This is a genomic window from Brevibacillus panacihumi, assembly GCF_003710985.1.
GTDB classification, from domain to species: domain Bacteria; phylum Bacillota; class Bacilli; order Brevibacillales; family Brevibacillaceae; genus Brevibacillus; species Brevibacillus panacihumi.
This window is the reverse complement of sequence record NZ_RHHT01000045.1, coordinates 1-16,380: the sequence shown is the minus strand read 5'-3', so window position 1 is coordinate 16,380 and position 16,380 is coordinate 1. Positions and strand designations below refer to the sequence as shown.

Sequence of the window (16,380 nt, the reverse complement as noted above, 5' to 3'; positions counted from 1 at the left end):
TACAGAGGAGAGGTTTCGTGCCGTGACTTTTTTTAAAAAACTGCTGGCTAGTGTCGGAATCGGAGCAGCCCGAGTGGATGCTCGTTTGTCGCAGGATTCACTGGTACCCGGCGATCAGGTCACAGGAGACATTCACCTGACAGGCGGGGAAGTGGCACAGGAAATTGATGAAATTTACATGTACGTCATTACACATTATGAGCGGGAAGAAAACCAGAAAAAGGGAAGAGAAGAATGCGTGTTAGCCAAACATCGCTTGACAGAAAAAATTGTGCTCCACCCCAATGAGACGATTGCCTTGCCCTTCTCTTTTACCCTCCCTTACCAAACCCCGCTGACGATGGGACGCCAGCCCGTCTATTTGCGGACAGGTCTGGACATCAAAATGGCGATGGATCCGGGCGATTCGGATTTTATTGATGTGCGCCCGCATCCTTACATGGAAAAGGTGCTGGATGCCATTCAATCCATCGGGTTTCAGTTGTACAAGGTGGATTGTGAATATAATCGCTATTTGGGAAGAGAGTATCCGTTTGTCCAGGCATTTGAATTCCGGCCAGTCGGTATTTTGCGCGGGCGTGTGGAAGAGCTGGATGTCTTCTTCTTTTTGGAGGAGACGGGGCTGGAGATTTTCTTTGAAGTGGACAGACGTGCCCGCGGTTATCTGCGTGCGCAGGAACATGCATTTGATCTGGAAGAGCGCTACAAGCGACTTTATCTGTCTGCTGATGATCTGGAGCTTCCGATGAGCGAATTGGCGGAAATGATCGAGAAACGCACATTGACACAAATCCCTTCCTAACCATTTGCATAGGTCTCTTTCTAATGTTTTGATTTGCATGTATAGGCCTGGATTTTTCTGACAATACTGTGGGCATAAGAATCCAAGGAGGAAATACATGTATGAACTTATTAGAAAAGACGAGAAAGATTAATGTGATGCTGCAAAAAACAATGGGTGGAAGCGGTGTCGGCTATCAGGACCTGGCCCGATTGCTCGCAGAAGTGATTGCTGCCAACGTCTATATCGTTACGGCAGACGGCACGATTCTGGGCAATGGCCTGCATCAGGATATTTTGCTCAGCGAGGATGAGCGCAAGTCCAACCAGCTTCCGGCTGCAGTGAATCAAAAGCTGCTGGAAGTGAGTCAGACGATTGCGAATGAGCCGATCAACAGTCCGTACAGTCTCGTTCCGCAAGAGCTTCGCGCTTTGTTTCCGCAAATGATGACGACCGTCATACCGATCAGTGCGGGCGGAAGCCGCTTGGGTACCCTTGTGTTGCTGCGCCCCATCGGTCTGTTTGAGACAGAAGACCTGATCCTGGGCGAAATCGGAGCGACCGTCATCGGAATGAAAATCGTTCGTCAACGTACCGAACAGATCGAAAACGAAGTGCGTGATAAGACGTTTGCCAAAATCGCGCTGTCTTCCTTGTCATACAGCGAGCAGATCGCGATCGAAAAAATCATGGAGCAATTGGATGCCAAAGAAGGCTTGCTCGTAGCCAGTCAATTGGCCGACCAGGCAGGTCTTACACGGTCCGTCATCGTCAATGCGCTGCGCAAGCTGGCAAGTGCCGGTGTACTGGAATCGCGTTCACTGGGGATGAAAGGAACCTATATCAAAGTCCTTAATGACAAATTCCCTTCCGAATTGGCGAAGTGGAAAACCTCCTGATCCATGATGAAAGAAAAGCTATTTTGCGCCTCAGACGGCTGCAGGATAGCTTTTTCTACTTTCAAGGGCAATCTTGTATTCGGCAAGGGATCGTTGTACCATGAAATTGTTGTCGAAAGTGAACGAATATTTCGCCGTTTGGGCAGGTTCGAATAGGAGAGGAGTTAACCCTAATGAAAATAGAGCGTGTCGAGCTGCAGCACCTGCAGATGCCGCTTCGTTTCCGGTTTGAGACGAGTTTTGGCAGTACGACGTTGAAAGACTTTATTCTGGTCAGCGTGTATGGGGATGGCGAGGTAGGGTACGCGGAGAGCGTAGCGATGCCGGATCCCTTCTACAGTGAAGAGACGACTGATACGGTTTGGAGCATGCTGGAGAAGTTCTTGATTCCGCGCCTTTTTGCTCATTCCATTGAATCGCCGGAAGAGGTAGAACGTATCTTCGCGCCGATTCGACGCAACAATATGGCGAAGTCTGCTCTGGAGGGAGCAATCTGGGACCTCAGCTGCAAGCAGAAAGGGATCTCCCTGGCGAAGGCATTGGGCGGAGACAAGAAAGTGATTGATGTCGGCGTCAGCATCGGCATCGAGCCAACAGTGGATGAAGTGCTGGCAAAAGTAGAACGCTCTCTGAGTGATGGCTACAAAAAAATCAAGGTCAAAATCAAGCCTGGCTTCGATGTGCAGGTAATCCGGGCGATTCGCGAGAAGTTTGGCGACGATGTGCCGCTGATGGCAGACGCCAACTCCGCATATACCCTGGAGCATCTCTCCATCATGAAGGAATTGGATCAATACGGTTTGATCATGATTGAACAACCGCTGGCTCACGACGACATTGTCGATCATGCCAAACTGCAAGCTGAGATTTCCACGCCGATCTGCCTGGACGAGAGCATTCACACGGCAGAGGATGCGCGCAAGGCGATCGAGCTGGGCAGCTGCCGCATCATCAATATCAAGATCGGGCGTGTCGGCGGTTTGACGGAAGCCCGCAAGATCCATGATCTCTGCCAAGAAAATCAAATCCCTGTCTGGTGCGGAGGCATGCTGGAATCCGGCGTAGGCCGCGCACACAATATTGCCATTACCTCTTTGCCAAACTTTACGATCCCGGGTGATACCTCGGCAGGCAGCCGCTATTGGGAGGAGGATATCGTAGAACCGGGCGTGGAGTTGATTGCCCCGGGAGAGCTGGCAGTACCGGATGGACCGGGTATCGGGTACGCGCTTAACCAAAAGGCGGTCGGGAAGTACGTGCAGCGCACCGCCCATTTCCGCCCCTCATTTCAAGGGTAGATTAAAAATGGCACGAGCCTTTTGAGAAAGCTCGTGCCATTTTTATTTTGTGCTCATCAGGAGGACAGCTGCGTCGATTCTGCGGATACCGCAACGGGTTGCACCCAGTTGGGATGCTGTTCCATTTTGCGGAATTCCCGAAACAGATACAGGGACAGACCGATCAGGCCCAAGACAACCCCACCAGCCAATAATAAGGTTGCGGGAGTCGCCAGCTTGTTTTGCAGCACGAATGAGCAGATAGCGTAGCTGACTGGCCCAAGTCCAATCGACATAAGAGAAAGCAAGGACATGACCCGCCCGAGCATATTTCCGGGGACAATGCTCTGGATGTAGGTGATCAGCGGGATGTTGGTCAAGCTCAAGGTTATTCCCAGCACGATCATAGAGAAAAGGCCCATGCCCAGATGCTGCATGAAGAACAGGGAGCTGGTAGCCATCCCCATCACGCCGACAAAGAGGGGAATCATGAGAAATCTGCCGCGAAAACCATTGCAAATCCCCGTAATAATTCCTCCCAGAATCGTGCCGATCCCCATCGTCATTCCCAGGGTGCTGTAGGCGCTGCCGTCCCAGCCCAGATCCTTGACCAGCAGCGGCAAACCCATATTGATGGGACCTGAGAACATCATGTTCATGATCAGTGAGGTACCCAAAATAATGCAGAGAATCGGTACAGAGAACGAATAGCGAATGCCGTACCAGATATCCCGCAAATACCCGTCCTTCTGTGAGGCGGATTCCCCGTCTGTCTCAGCTTCGACTTGTACCGGCCGCAAGCGCAAGGTAAGAATAAACACCGTTCCGGCAAAAAAGGAAATGGCCAAGATCCCAAACATCAGCGGATAGTTTTTCGTCTGGATCAAAAACGCGGCTGCCAAAGGGCCGCAGACCATGCTGATCTGCTGGGATATTTCCATCAGGCTGTTGGCCGGGGCTAATTGCTCGCGCGGCACCAGGAACGGGACAATGGAGCTGCGTGCAGGCCAGAAGAAGGCATCGACCGTACCAAACAGGGCGGCGATCAAATAGGCGGTGTAGGGCAGCCAGCCGCCGCTTCCATCCAATAGCAGCAGGCAAAATCCAATCAGGATCAGCCCCCGCGCAATCATCGAAAGCGTCATGATCCACTTGCGGCTCCAGCGATCGGCAGCGACCCCGCCAGCCAGCATAAACAGCAGACGGGGAATGGACATGCAGATCAGTGTCGTGCCGAGCATCGCTTCCGACCCGGTCACATCGACGATAAACCAGGAGAGCAGAATGAAAAAGGCGCCGTCGGCCAGCGCGGACAGTACGGAGCCGCACCACAGCCGTACGAATGAGCTGTTTTTCCAGAGCACATGCTTGCTGCTTGCATTAGTTGCCATTCTCTGCATCCCCCTTCTTTTTGCGCGAAACGACGACTTTATCCGTCAAATGCTTGAATTCGCTAGGGGAATGCTCATAATCGTCAGGCAAGGAATCATCATCGGCGACGTAGTAACGTTCATTGCTCATGAAGCCGACCGAGACGAGATAGAAAATCTCTTCCGTATCCTCGATTTCTCCAGCTTCGATCTGTGCTTCGTACCGCGTGTCCATCTCTCCTAATTCATCCAGCAGTGCTTGGTATTTTTTGAGCCATTTCCGGATTTCCTCACGAGGAGCTTTGACCTCTGAGCTTATGGCGATGGCAGGAGGACGCATTTGCGGCTCGGCAAATTGCAGGAAGGATTCCTCTGGCGCATTGTACAGGCGCGTGATGCTTGTGCGCAAATGGTTCAGCATCACTTCCTGCAAGAGCATCGTATCCTCCTGCAAAGAGGGGAGAAGCGCGTCGCTCACCTTGAAATCGTAAGCGACAGCCCGGAAGAACTTCTGGACGATGCCATTCTTTTCTTCTGTCCGGACGACTTCGATAAAACCGTTGCTCTCTAGTTCCTTCAGGTGATAATGCACTTTCGAGGGGGACAGGGAGAGGAGGCTGGCCAATTGCTTGCCGGTGTACTCCTCCTTTACCAATTGAGTAATCATTTCCATGCGCAGCGAATCGCTGATGGCTTTTAATTGGTCCAACGTTTCAATGACAAGAAAACGCTTCAAGGAGATCGACCTCTCTTCAAGTGATGCTGAACGTGTTCCATAATTTAAACGTTCAGTTTTATTTGAACGTATTGTAACAATTAAATCATTCTCCTGGCAAGAACCTTTTTCCCATTTTTTTTGACAAGTGATACAATACGGAAAAAAGCGGTGAGAGGTTGGTTGTTCTCCTATGCATCTGTTAAAGCATCCCGTCTTTCTCCGCCTGTATTTGGCTCATATCGTTCATATCATCGGGAATGAATTTACGTTTATCGCGGTAGTCGGGCTCTTGCATGACCTGAGCGGGTCGGGTCTTTCCTTTGCAGCCGGGACAGTGTTTAGACAAGTCCCATACGTTCTGACGAGTATTTTTTCCGGACCACTGCTGGAGAACTGGAATAAAAAACGCGTCATGCTGGTGGTCAATTTTCTGCGCGGCATTCTCGTCGGCCTCTTTTTCTTTATTACTTCATCTGCTTATTTGTGGGTGGCTTTTTTACTGTTGGTGCTGGTCAATATCTGCAGTGCCTTTTTTCAGCCCGCCATGCAGGTAGCGATCGTCCAATCCGTCGAAGAAAAAGATCGACTGGGGGCCAACTCCCTTTTGCAGGGGACGACTTCTTTTCTCATTATCGTGTGCCAAGGGATTGCGGCTATTCTCGTCTACCTGTTTTCCTATCGCTATAATTTTCTGCTGGATGCGGCTTGCTATTTTCTATCGCTTTTGATTCTTCTGCGCTTGCCGCCCTTGGTGACAGAACGCGTGCAGCAGGCATCCGCCCATTTCTTTGAGCGCTTGCAGGAAGGCTTTCGCTACATCAGCCGGCAAAAAGAGATCGGCAGGGTGATCCTGTACCAGATGGCGGAGAGAATCTGCGCTGCCTATTACATCATGCTGATGTTCTACATTTTGCAGGAGCGGGGAGAGGGCTTGTACGTATTCGGACTGCTGGACATCCCGCTCGGACTTGGCGGTGTGATCGCAGGTGTGATCGCCACCAAGCTGGCGGACCGGTTCAGCGATCACAAGCTCTCTGTCGCGCAGGGCTGGGCCTTGGTGGCGATGGGCATCTGTATCTATGCAGTCTTCCATATCCAGCCGATCACAGGGATGGCAGTCGCTATCTTGTTCTGCGCCTTCGCTTCGTTCCTCTCGTCGATTCTTTCTGTCACGAAGCTGCAGCGTCTTACGGATCCAGCATACCTGGCACGCGTTTTCTCCATCCGGGAGATGGCGACGATGGGCAGCTTTTCGGCCAGCTGTCTGATTTTGGGCGTTGGCGCCGAGCATGTCGGAAGCGCCGTCTCCTCCGTATGGCTGGCTGTGTTTGGGATTGTTGCGGGTGTGGGCTGGTTGTGGAGCCGACGCCAACTGCAGCGAAGAGAAGCCGGAACAGAATTGTAAGGGAAAAGGCAAGCCTCCGGAATGTAGAAATCGGGGGCTTGTTTTCGTGTAGAAAATAACTTGACCACGAGGGTTCCGGTAGCTTTTTTCTATTTTTGAAATATAATGATTGAAAAAGTATGATAATACGCTATAATGAGGTCAAAATCTACAAAAAAGGGGAATTCTGCATGAAGGAGCTATGGCTTCAGCGGCCCTTCCGCTGGTATTGGCTCGGTCTGTTTCTGTCTGGCCTGGGCGATCAAATGGGCTGGATGGCGCTAAGCTGGTTCGTAATGGAAAGAACCCAGTCCCCTGTGGCGATGGGCGGCATCATCATGGCGTATATGCTGCCAGCGGTTTTTGCCGGATTGGTTGCAGGCGTGCTGCTGGACCGTTATGACCGCAAAAAATTGATTGTCGTGGATAATGTAGGGCGAGGCGTGATTTTTTTCGGTCTTGTTGCGCTGCTGCAGATGGAACAGGTTCCGCTCCTGTCCGTTTACATACTGGTTGTATGCGCTGGGATTTTGTCACCCATGAGCTCGGCTGGTGCCCAGACCTTATTGCCGCGGCTCGTCCCGAAAAAGGAGCTGCTGGTAAAGGCTAATGGAGTCATGGAAAGTCAGTGGCAGATCGTCTACATGTTGGGGCCTGCCATGGCAGGTGTGCTGATCGGGTGGATCGGACCCGCCAATGTGCTAATTCTCAATGCTGTCAGCTTCTTTATCTGCGCTTTCTGTTTTTCGCGGCTGCCGAGACAGATTGTTTCCCATCAGGTGCAAGATCAGGAAGCCTCATCGGGGGCCACGGCAAAGAAAATAGGTCCGTTCTTACGCTCCTTGCTAGCTGATATGCGCGTTGGGTATCGCTTTTTGTTTGGCCGCAAGGAAATGCTGCTGCTGGTTATCTTTACTTTTTTGTTCAATATGGGATACGGGCCAGTCGAGGTCGCCTTGCCTTTATACGCCAACAAGGATTTGGCAGCAGGGCCAGTGGGCTTGGGAATGCTTTGGTCTTCACTGGCCGTAGGCGCCTTGTTGGGATCATTGCTGTTTACTGCCATTCGCTGGAAGCTGGCTACAGGGGTAACGCTTGGCGGAATCATTGTCCTCTGGGGATTGGCGACACTCCCGTTGGCTTTGTTTCCAAGACTGGAGGTCGCCATGCTCGCGATGGGGATTGCCGGATTGAGCTTTTCGCCGTATAACATTCTCTACCGCAGCTACCTGCAAAATCATGTGCCGGATCATTTGCTGGGAAGGGTTATGACCAGCATCCGTACGATCACAGGGACCGGGATGCCGGCAGGGGCAGCAGTCTGTGGCGTTTTGATTCCCGTTTTAGGAGTTCGCGGATTGCTGGGAGCGGGAGCCACCGCCTGTATCTTGATGGGGCTTCTTGCCCTGGGGCTTTTGCGAGGCTTGGATCAGCAAGGATCACTTGCGGTTGATCAGCGGGGCGGCGATTCGCTTCAACCAGTGGGGCAGGAGGGCGTAGAGCTGGGAGAGGAAAGAAAGGCGTAGGGGCATGGCGACCTCAGGCTGCTTTTTTTCCACTGCCCTCCCTATTCGTTCCGCTGTCTGTTCCGGTGTGAGCAGGTAGCGGCGCACCTTGTCGCGGTAGGCTCCCGTGTGATCGGCACGATCCAAAAAAGGCGTGTCGATCGGACCGGGCATGGCGCACGTGACGCTGACGCCGGTTCCTGCAAGCTCATGGCGAAGCCCTTCGCTGAAGCGGATCACCGCCGCTTTGCTGGCTGCGTAGACGGCTGCTTTGGCTGTCGCTACCTGTCCAGCCAAGGAGGCGATATTGACGATTTGTCCGGAGCGGGCCTGCAGCATCATCGGCAAAAAAGCCCGTGTCAGATACATGACTCCCGCGATGTTGGTGAGCAAAGTCTCATCCAATTCCTCCAGCCGCATGTCTGTCAGCGGTGTGAAAACGGCTGTGCCCGCATTGTTGTACAAAATATCGCAATGTCCAAAACGGACCTGCACCCACGCGACAAATTGGCGCACCGCTTCATTGCTGCTCACATCGAGCGTGTAGGTATGCAGCTGATCGGCAGCAGGGAAGTGCCGGGACAAGGCAGCTAGCGCTTGTTCACGGCGGCCTGTTGCGATGACCAGATCGCCTTTATTCAGATGGAGCTGGACGAGCGCGCGGCCAAGCCCGCCTGTGGCTCCGGTAATGACGACGACACGAGAAGTCATGAAGAGGAAGTCTCCTTTTCAACTTTCTGAGAATGTAGACACGTTTTGTTATTGGACATGGGCGTCAGCCACGTTTTTCTAATAATCGTGTCGGTGTTTGCCAAGTATAAGCTGGATGGTGAAGGTGAAGGATAGCCCCTAGGGGGTGATAGGAATGCCGACAGTAAATTGCAGTGTAGCCAACTGTACTTATTGGGCAGAGGGCAACAAATGCAGCGCTGATGCGATCCTGGTTGAAATCGATGCGCACGCAAAACAAAACCTCGATGTAGAATTTGCAGGCGAGTATAGTGGTGGCAGCAGTACGCAAACCAGCCATCAGGATACCGCGAAATCTTCTTCCCAAACCTGTTGTCTGACGTTTAAACCCAAAGATTCCAAAAGCAAGTAAACCCTTGCGCTAGAAAAGACGTATCCTCCAATGGAGTGGTACGTCTTTTCACTGTATTAACGAAAAGCAGTATGAGGGAAAAGCTTCTTTATCTTGTCGTTTACTTCCTCCCAGGTATAGACCCGGTGAATCAAATCTGGCAAAGTTCCCTGGTTGTAGGGAGTATCAAACAAAAATACGGGAATTTCCAGTTCTTCTGACAATTGCAGAGCATTCTCCAAGCGATCCTCGAGGAACAGATTGACTTCCCATTTTCGTGCTGAGGCCAGCTTGTCGTGAGAACCGATCAAATCCACTTCATCGTAGGGAATATGGTAACGGGAAAACCAGTTTAAGGTTACTTCTCGGTGTCGATCTTCCCTCGCGCTGATATAGATCAGCTTATGCTCCTGATGCCAGCCCCGCAGGATTTGATCAGCCGTTCCGTGAATAGGAGCCTCATTATAAAGCCGTTCGCCGTACTGATCCAGCCAGTCGGCAAATTCCTCGTCGGTAATCTTGTAAATATTGGCCAGGTTGTACTCCAGGCAATCTTCATAGCGTAAATTTCTTCCAAAGCTTTCATTCATGAGAGGTACAATACTGCTTGGTGAGGTTACTGTACCGTCAATATCAATGCCAATGGTTAGGACTTTATCTGAATTCATCCTCTCGCCTCCCGATTAAATTGTACACCCAAGGCAGAGAATAAGGCTACTTCCTTCACCAACAAATCCTTTTCCAAAAGGGGCTGAGCATGCCATGACGGACCAAGATGAACGTATGACTGCGAGGCGCAAGGAAGATACCGGTTTTTCTGAGACAGTCGATCTGCATGATACGGAGTTCGCAGCCGATACATGGACAAGCGCTGCCCTGACTGATGGCGAAGCGAATGCCAAGCGACGCATCGAGTATGATCCGTATACACAGACAGAACGCTACACAGGTGAACTGGTTGGTGAGGAAGCCGGGCAGACAGGGATGAGTGAAGAAAGAGGTACGGAGGAGAAGCCCTTTACGGCTTCGAACGTACGCGACAATGATGTCGAGTCAGCGGCAGAAATAGCCGAGCCGATTCCGCGCTCGCGACGGGCAGACGACCAGGAAATCGATGGAAGCCCGAAAGCAGGAGCCAAAGGCATCGGAATCACTGGGCTTGTGCTGTCTATTCTTTCTTTGTTTATGTGGCCATACCTGCTCGGAATTGTGGGGATTGTGCTGGGGATTGTCGCCTATCGCCGCGATGCGAAAATGACGGGAGTATGGGCGATCGTACTCGGGGCGGCTGGTATTTTGGGTGCCCTGGTTATCTATCCGTACTTTACGACGCGATAACCTGCCAGCACATCAAAACCCGCGGACAAAACCTCTCCTATGGCTGGAGAGGTTTTTGTCTGTCTACAGGCTTGTACAGCGGAGAAATTAACGGAGTAATGGCAGCCGTCACGGCTTGCTGGAACACGTCTGCGCGCTGGATGCGGCCTTCTGTCAACAAGGCATACGCCCCTCCCTGTTGATTGCTGCCTGTCGTGTTGCCCCATTCATCAATGACGGTACTAAGCTCGATGCCTTCCTGTACGATTCGCTGTGCAGCCTGAAGGGGAATCGGAAAGCTGAGTCCTTTTCCCAAAAACAACTGTTTGCCATCCCAGGCAGCGCAGATGGAGATCAGGTACCACTGCTGGGTGTATGCTTGGTCGAGCATCAAACCGCCTTCCAGACCCAGACCGATATGGTGATCGGGGAGCTTGTCCAGCACGGCTTTTGCGCGATTGATCGCTCCTTGGATTGTCTCTTCTTCGGACATGGGCTGGCCCGATACCCCGGAAGGAACGGACAGACAAGTCGGTTCGACTCCGGTTGCCTGCACTACCGCGCGCCTTTTGGCAGCATTTTGGGTTCCCAGAGCATAGCGAAATTGGGAATAATCCATGTAATCGAACTCCTTTTCCAGTCATTCATTTTAGGAGTAGTATACCATTCTACAGTTTTCTCCACGAAGGTTGACCGATATGTTAAGATTATTCATACAAACAAAACCGACCTAAACAAAGAAAAAGAGGAGTAGAGGAATGAAGTTCACGAAGATGCATGGATTAGGCAACGACTACGTGTATGTCAACTGTTTTGAGGAAGATGTGAGCCGTGTGGACCTGCCTGAGCTGGCTCGGCAGGTGAGTGACCGCCACTTCGGGATCGGGGGAGATGGCCTCATCCTGATTCTTCCTTCGGAGCGGGCAGATTTCCGGATGCGCGTCTTCAACAATGACGGGAGCGAAGCGAAAAACTGCGGGAATGGACTTCGCTGCGTGAGCAAGTATGTATTCGACCATGGATTGACCCAAGAGACGAGGTTCACGGTGGAGACATTAGGCGGAATCATGGCTCCTGTCGTGTCGGTAGGTCCGGATGGAAAAGTGGATCAGGTCAGCATCGATATGGGCGAACCGCGCTTTGAGCGATCAGCGATTCCGATGACGGGCATTCCCGAGGAACGGGCCGTAGAAGAAGTGATTGATCTCGCCGATGCTTCCTTTACCATGACGGCTGTTTCGATGGGCAATCCCCATGCTGTTCTGTTCGTGGATGAGATTCGGGATGAGGATGTCCGGCTGTACGGTCCTCAAGTGGAGTTTCACGAGTGGTTCCCGGAGCGGACCAATGTCGAGTTCATTCAGGTATTGAATCGGGAGGAAATCGAATTCCGCGTTTGGGAGCGGGGGACTGGCGTGACACTTGCCTGTGGGACCGGGGCATGCGCTGCGGCTGTAGCAGCTTGCCTCAGAGGGAAGACGGACCGGGAAGTAACGGTTCATCTCGCTGGCGGGGATCTGTTCATTGAATGGCGTGAGAGTGACAACCGCGTCATCATGACGGGTCCGGCGGAAGAAGTTTTTTCTGGTGTCTACCGGGGGCCGATTCCTTACAAATAGATGGACACAAATATAGCGTGATGCTTGCTCGGTCGATGCGAGAGCGAAGCGTCACGCTGTAGCTTTTTTAAGAAAACAGAACATTACCCGTTGTACACTTCGTTGAGATAGGCAATTTCTGAGCGTTCGAAGCGAGGTGTATTTTTTTTGTTCATTTTGGCTAATTCGGCTTGCAGTTTTTTTATCTCTGCTTCCATTTTGCTGATTTTTTCTTGCATGGCTTGCGTCGTCATGGTTGCTCTCTCCTAAGTTGTTTTTTGTTTTTATCTAAATTTATTGACTATTCTAAAGAAAGGCATTGCCGATGTAAAGAGCCTATTTATGGGTGTAAGCGGTTACTTCGTGAACGGATTGTGAACAAACGCTCAATCATGGACCGAAAAAGGATATGGCAGCAGCAAAAGGTGGGGAAAATAGAGAGCAGACATGATTTTTGGCTATATGTGATCAGGGAAAAGTCATGTTATGATGAAGCGTAGACTAGGGCAGATGCCCCAAGAAAGGTGTAGGCAAGTGATTTATTTCGATAACAGTGCGACTACCCGTCCCCATCCACAGGTCATTGAGACGATGAGCAAGGCGATGGCAAGCTATTATGGCAATCCGTCTTCTCTCCATCGCAAAGGCGTAGAAGCAGAAAATATTCTGAACCAAGCGCGGGCTGTAGCTGCCGGATATCTGGGCTGCAAGCCGAGCGAGATCTTTTTTACTTCAGGCGGGACGGAGAGCAACAATGCGGCGATCAAAGGTGTCGCCTTCCAATATCAAAGCAGAGGGAAGCATATCATCACGACGCAGATTGAGCATCCCGCCGTGTATGACGTCTGCAAGCAACTGGAGTCGATGGGCTTTTCCGTGACCTATTTGCCAGTTGATCGTGAAGGACGAGTATCCTTGGCAGACGTACAAAAGGCTATGCGGCCTGATACGATTCTCGTCTCCGTCATGCATGTAAATAATGAGTTGGGCACGATACAGCCAGTCGAGGAAATTGGAAAGTGGCTCAAGCAATTTCCCAAGGTTCTTTTCCATGTCGATGCGGTGCAAGGGATCGGCAAGGTTCCGCTGCGGATCAAAGAATCCGGGATTGACCTGCTGAGCCTGTCTGCTCATAAATTCCATGGTCCTCGCGGCATCGGCATTCTCTATAAAAGGGAAGGCTTGATTATCCAACCGCTGCTCACAGGCGGCGGACAGGAGGCAGGGGTTCGCTCCGGTACAGAAAATCTGCCGGCAATCGCAGGATTGGCAAAAGCGTTCCGCCTGCTGCAGGAGTCGGGCGCAGATGAACCATCGCGACTGCAGCGTCTGCTTGAACAGCTGCGGGAGGGAGTATCCCCGATCGAAGGGATTCAGGTCAATACGCCGGAAAAAGGAACAGCGCCGCATATTATGAATCTGTCTGTTCCGGGAGTGAAGGCAGAGGTGCTATTGCATGCCCTCGAAGAACGGGGTTTTCTCGTCTCCACCAAATCGGCCTGCTCCTCCAAGGCGAACGAACCCAGTCGAGTCCTCATGGCGATCGGGGTGGGGACTGAATGTGCTTCTTCTTCATTGCGCATCAGTCTCGGTCGCGACAATACAGCCGAAGAGGTTGCGCAGTTTATCGAGGCATTGCGGATTTGTGTGAAAACATTGCGATCTTATATGAAATAAAAATTTAGGGAAATAGAGAAGGAGACTGTCATGAACTACGATGTAATTTTGATTCGCTATGGCGAGCTTGCCTTGAAGGGACGCAATCGCGATCAATTTGAGGAGGCCTTGGCTCGTAGCGTAAAAAGCGTCTTGCGCTCCTTTTTCAAGGTAAAGGTGCGCCGCAATTACGGGCGGATGTATGTGGAGCTGCACGGAGAGGATGCGTATGAAGTCATGGAGCGGCTCAAACGCGTATTCGGAATCTCCTCGTTCAGCCCTACGATCCACGTCGAGCCTGACCTGGAGACGATCAAGACCAGGGCGCTAGAGTTGATCCGCCAGATGGACCCGCAGCCGCGGACGTTCCGTGTCGTGACACGCCGCGCGGACAAGCGGTATCCGACGCCGTCGATGGAGATGAACCGCATCGTGGGGACGCATATTCTGCGTGCTCTGCCGCAAATCAAGGTGGACGTTCACGAGCCGGAAGCAATCGTAAATATCGAAATTCGTACAGAAGGTACCTATATCAGTTGTGAGACGATCCCCGGTCCTGGCGGTTTGCCAGTAGGAGTGAGCGGAAAGGTACTGCTTTTGCTCTCAGGGGGAATCGACAGTCCGGTGGCTGGCTGGATGATGCTCAAACGCGGGGTTACGTTGGAAGCCATCCATTTTCACAGCTATCCCTTCACCAGTGAACGCTCGCTGCAAAAAGTCCGTGATCTGGCACATAAGCTGACCAAATGGGGCGGCACAGTTCGGCTCCATGTTGTTCCTTTTACGGAAATTCAGACGGCGATCCGCGAAAAGTGCCCCGAGGACTATCTGATTACAATCATGCGACGCTTCATGATGCGGATCTCCGAACGGGTGGCAGCCAATACCGGGGCCAAGGCACTGGCTACAGGAGAGAGTCTGGGTCAGGTCGCTTCGCAGACCTTGGAGAGCATGGACACAATCAATAAAGTGATTTCGATTCCTCTGCTGCGTCCCTTGGTAGCGATGGACAAAATCGAGATTACCGATATTTCAAGAAAAATTGATACCTATGAGCTGTCCATCCTTCCTTATGAGGATTGCTGCACCGTATTTACACCAAAAAATCCGGTGACGAGACCGAAAGCCTATCTGGCGGCGCGATTCGAGGAAGCATTGGATGTAGAGGCACTGGTCGAGGCAGCGGTGGAAGGAACAGTCATCGAAGAGATTACATCCAAACCGCGCGAGGAGAGTAACGATCTATTTTAAGCGAGAGACAAGGCATGTCGGGGGAGGAAAAGAGCATGATTATTCGCTATGAGCGCAATGGCAAGATCAAGCATGGCTGGATGGTGGAAGACGAGAACAAGGTTCGCGTGATTGAAGGGGACATCTACAAGATTCAATCAGCCAAACCAATCATGACGGGTTTGGAACTGCCGCTGGGGGATGTCAACCTGTTGGCTCCAAGTACACCTAGCAAGGTTGTGTGCATCGGCGTCAATTACCGTGATCATGCCGAAGAGATGGGGCTTGAGCTGCCGGTTGAGCCTTTGATGTTCCTCAAGCCCTCGACAACCGTCGTCGGACCGGAGGAACCGATTGTCTACCCAAAACTGACCGAAAATCTGCATTATGAAGGAGAACTTGCTGTCGTCATCAAAAAGGAAGCGAAGCGAGTCAAGGCAGCGGATGCGGAAGACTATATCCTCGGCTTTACGTGTGCAATTGATGTTACAGCACGGGATTTGCAAATGAAGGACGGGCAATGGACCAGGGGGAAAAGCTTTGATACGTTCTGTCCGCTCGGCCCGGCGATCGCTGCCAAAGTGGATTACCAAAACCTGCGCATTGTGACACGGGTTAATGGAGAGGTTCGTCAGGACTCCAACACGAATCAGATGGTGTTTACCGTTCCGCAGCTGGTGGAAGCCGTATCGGCCGTGATGACTCTGCTGCCGGGGGATGTCATCCTGACAGGGACTCCTCCAGGTGTAGGGGCGCTTCAAGTCGGTGATGAAATTTCTGTAACGATTGAGGGGATTGGAACTCTGAGGACACGAGTCGAAGCAGAAGCGGAAGCGTGATGCAGAGTATATCGAGTTCATACAGCAAGCCCCCACTTTGATAAGGTAGGGGCTTGCTGTATTTTGGATTATTCCTCTTCGGTGGAGTTGTCATGAATGGGGTGAGCACCAGGGTACTGACGGGGCAAATCCTCATGCATCTGCCTGGTTTCGTACGTATAGTGCGTATTTGTGGAATGCTGCCCGGGTTCCCAGCCTGTTGCCTTGCCCAGCCTCACTTCATTTGTAGCCGCACCATAGGGACCTTCGGGAAACTCTTCCTGGAGGATTTCGTTTCTTTGCGATTGTACAGTAGAAAGCTCACTATAATCCTGGTTATCGTATTCTTGGTAGGTAGGTTTAGGATCCACAAGTTCACCGCCTTATTGTTTGGGGAAATGCACGCTTAATAAATAGTGTGAAGTAAAGCATCCAAACGTATGCATCTTACTATTGACTTCTCATGTTTGTTTATATATACTCTAATTCTGCTCACTAAAAGACAGTGCAACTAAAAATATCTTGAAAAAAAGATTCAAAAGGTCTTGACTTTGAGTAGGTGATTTTGTTATATTAGATTTTGTCGCCGCTAACGAAGTTTGGCGGTTACAAAAAAACACTTGCACTCTTGCGGTGAAGGTGTTATAATAAGAAGGTCGCCTACGGGCGATTGGATGCTCTTTGAAAACTGAACAGCGAAAGCGTTGATGAGTCTATCATTAATGATTTGCCAGCTTTGAACCAGT

The 16,380-nt window shown here is 51.4% G+C and carries 18 protein-coding genes; 11 read left to right on the top strand and 7 right to left on the bottom strand.

What is annotated here, in order from left to right; translation table 11 throughout:
• Window positions 1–22 precede the first annotated feature (22 nt).
• The 3 genes from EDM58_RS18295 to menC all read left to right on the top strand — a co-directional run bounded on the left by EDM58_RS18295 (window position 23) and on the right by menC (window position 2,978).
• Window positions 23–802, top strand: a complete 780-nt coding sequence (locus EDM58_RS18295; RefSeq protein WP_122914599.1) for a sporulation protein — start codon at window positions 23–25, stop codon at window positions 800–802.
• A 101-nt stretch (window positions 803–903) separates the two neighbouring features.
• Window positions 904–1,680, top strand: coding sequence for a GTP-sensing pleiotropic transcriptional regulator CodY (gene codY / locus EDM58_RS18290; RefSeq protein ID WP_122914598.1), 777 nt, complete (start codon window positions 904–906; stop codon window positions 1,678–1,680).
• Between the two features lie 173 nt (window positions 1,681–1,853).
• Window positions 1,854–2,978, top strand: a complete 1,125-nt coding sequence (gene menC, locus EDM58_RS18285) for an o-succinylbenzoate synthase (RefSeq protein WP_122914597.1) — start codon at window positions 1,854–1,856, stop codon at window positions 2,976–2,978.
• A gap of 56 nt (window positions 2,979–3,034) precedes the next feature.
• On the opposite strand, the gene EDM58_RS18280 is transcribed toward menC, so the two are convergent.
• The gene (locus EDM58_RS18280) at window positions 3,035–4,348 is read right to left on the bottom strand and encodes an MFS transporter (RefSeq protein ID WP_342769038.1); all 1,314 of its coding nucleotides are present in this window, start codon (window positions 4,346–4,348) and stop codon (window positions 3,035–3,037) included.
• Complete coding sequence (locus EDM58_RS18275; protein WP_122914595.1) at window positions 4,338–5,063, bottom strand: ArsR/SmtB family transcription factor; 726 nt, start codon at window positions 5,061–5,063, stop codon at window positions 4,338–4,340. The genes EDM58_RS18280 and EDM58_RS18275 overlap by 11 nt, the downstream gene beginning before the upstream one ends.
• A 172-nt stretch (window positions 5,064–5,235) precedes the next feature.
• Between EDM58_RS18275 and EDM58_RS18270 the strand changes: the two genes are divergently transcribed.
• Window positions 5,236–6,450: an MFS transporter gene (locus EDM58_RS18270; protein WP_122914594.1), complete on the top strand. Its 1,215-nt coding sequence runs from the start codon at window positions 5,236–5,238 to the stop codon at window positions 6,448–6,450.
• A gap of 170 nt (window positions 6,451–6,620) precedes the next feature.
• Entirely contained in the window at window positions 6,621–7,955 is a 1,335-nt protein-coding gene (locus EDM58_RS18265; RefSeq protein WP_122914593.1) for an MFS transporter, read from the top strand.
• On the opposite strand, the gene EDM58_RS18260 is transcribed toward EDM58_RS18265, so the two are convergent.
• The gene (locus tag EDM58_RS18260; RefSeq protein ID WP_122914592.1) at window positions 7,869–8,645 is read right to left on the bottom strand and encodes an SDR family NAD(P)-dependent oxidoreductase; all 777 of its coding nucleotides are present in this window, start codon (window positions 8,643–8,645) and stop codon (window positions 7,869–7,871) included. The two genes, EDM58_RS18265 and EDM58_RS18260, sit on opposite strands and share 87 nt — an antisense overlap.
• 154 nt (window positions 8,646–8,799) lie before the next feature.
• On the opposite strand from EDM58_RS18260, the gene EDM58_RS18255 reads away from it, so the two are divergent.
• A complete protein-coding gene (locus EDM58_RS18255) occupies window positions 8,800–9,036 on the top strand; it encodes a DUF1540 domain-containing protein (RefSeq protein ID WP_122914591.1) in 237 nt (78 codons plus the stop codon).
• Window positions 9,037–9,092: 56 nt separating this feature from the next.
• On the opposite strand, the gene EDM58_RS18250 is transcribed toward EDM58_RS18255, so the two are convergent.
• On the bottom strand, window positions 9,093–9,683 hold the full coding sequence (locus EDM58_RS18250; protein WP_122914590.1) for a 5' nucleotidase, NT5C type: 591 nt from the start codon (window positions 9,681–9,683) through the stop codon (window positions 9,093–9,095).
• Window positions 9,684–9,777: 94 nt separating this feature from the next.
• Here EDM58_RS18250 and EDM58_RS18245 point away from each other — a divergent pair, with 94 nt between their 5' ends.
• On the top strand, window positions 9,778–10,353 hold the full coding sequence (locus tag EDM58_RS18245) for a DUF4190 domain-containing protein (protein ID WP_122914589.1): 576 nt from the start codon (window positions 9,778–9,780) through the stop codon (window positions 10,351–10,353).
• A gap of 37 nt (window positions 10,354–10,390) precedes the next feature.
• On the opposite strand, the gene EDM58_RS18240 is transcribed toward EDM58_RS18245, so the two are convergent.
• Entirely contained in the window at window positions 10,391–10,951 is a 561-nt protein-coding gene (locus tag EDM58_RS18240; protein WP_122914588.1) for a DUF84 family protein, read from the bottom strand.
• Window positions 10,952–11,090: 139 nt separating this feature from the next.
• On the opposite strand from EDM58_RS18240, the gene dapF reads away from it, so the two are divergent.
• A complete protein-coding gene (dapF, locus tag EDM58_RS18235) occupies window positions 11,091–11,951 on the top strand; it encodes a diaminopimelate epimerase (protein ID WP_122914587.1) in 861 nt (286 codons plus the stop codon).
• Between the two features lie 83 nt (window positions 11,952–12,034).
• Here the strand turns inward: dapF and EDM58_RS25810 are convergent, their stop codons facing one another.
• Window positions 12,035–12,184 (bottom strand): hypothetical protein, encoded by a 150-nt coding sequence (locus EDM58_RS25810; RefSeq protein WP_023557702.1) that lies wholly within the window; start codon window positions 12,182–12,184, stop codon window positions 12,035–12,037.
• Between the two features lie 280 nt (window positions 12,185–12,464).
• On the opposite strand from EDM58_RS25810, the gene EDM58_RS18230 reads away from it, so the two are divergent.
• Genes EDM58_RS18230 through EDM58_RS18220 form a run of 3 tightly spaced genes read left to right on the top strand, consistent with a single transcriptional unit; the run spans window position 12,465 to window position 15,655 of the window.
• Complete coding sequence (locus tag EDM58_RS18230; RefSeq protein WP_183187555.1) at window positions 12,465–13,607, top strand: cysteine desulfurase family protein; 1,143 nt, start codon at window positions 12,465–12,467, stop codon at window positions 13,605–13,607.
• A gap of 30 nt (window positions 13,608–13,637) precedes the next feature.
• Entirely contained in the window at window positions 13,638–14,837 is a 1,200-nt protein-coding gene (gene thiI / locus EDM58_RS18225; protein ID WP_122914586.1) for a tRNA uracil 4-sulfurtransferase ThiI, read from the top strand.
• A 35-nt stretch (window positions 14,838–14,872) separates the two neighbouring features.
• Window positions 14,873–15,655, top strand: a complete 783-nt coding sequence (locus EDM58_RS18220) for a fumarylacetoacetate hydrolase family protein (RefSeq protein WP_122914585.1) — start codon at window positions 14,873–14,875, stop codon at window positions 15,653–15,655.
• A 68-nt stretch (window positions 15,656–15,723) separates the two neighbouring features.
• Here the strand turns inward: EDM58_RS18220 and EDM58_RS18215 are convergent, their stop codons facing one another.
• Window positions 15,724–16,005 (bottom strand): hypothetical protein, encoded by a 282-nt coding sequence (locus EDM58_RS18215; RefSeq protein ID WP_122914584.1) that lies wholly within the window; start codon window positions 16,003–16,005, stop codon window positions 15,724–15,726.
• Between the last annotated feature and the right edge of the window lie 375 nt (window positions 16,006–16,380).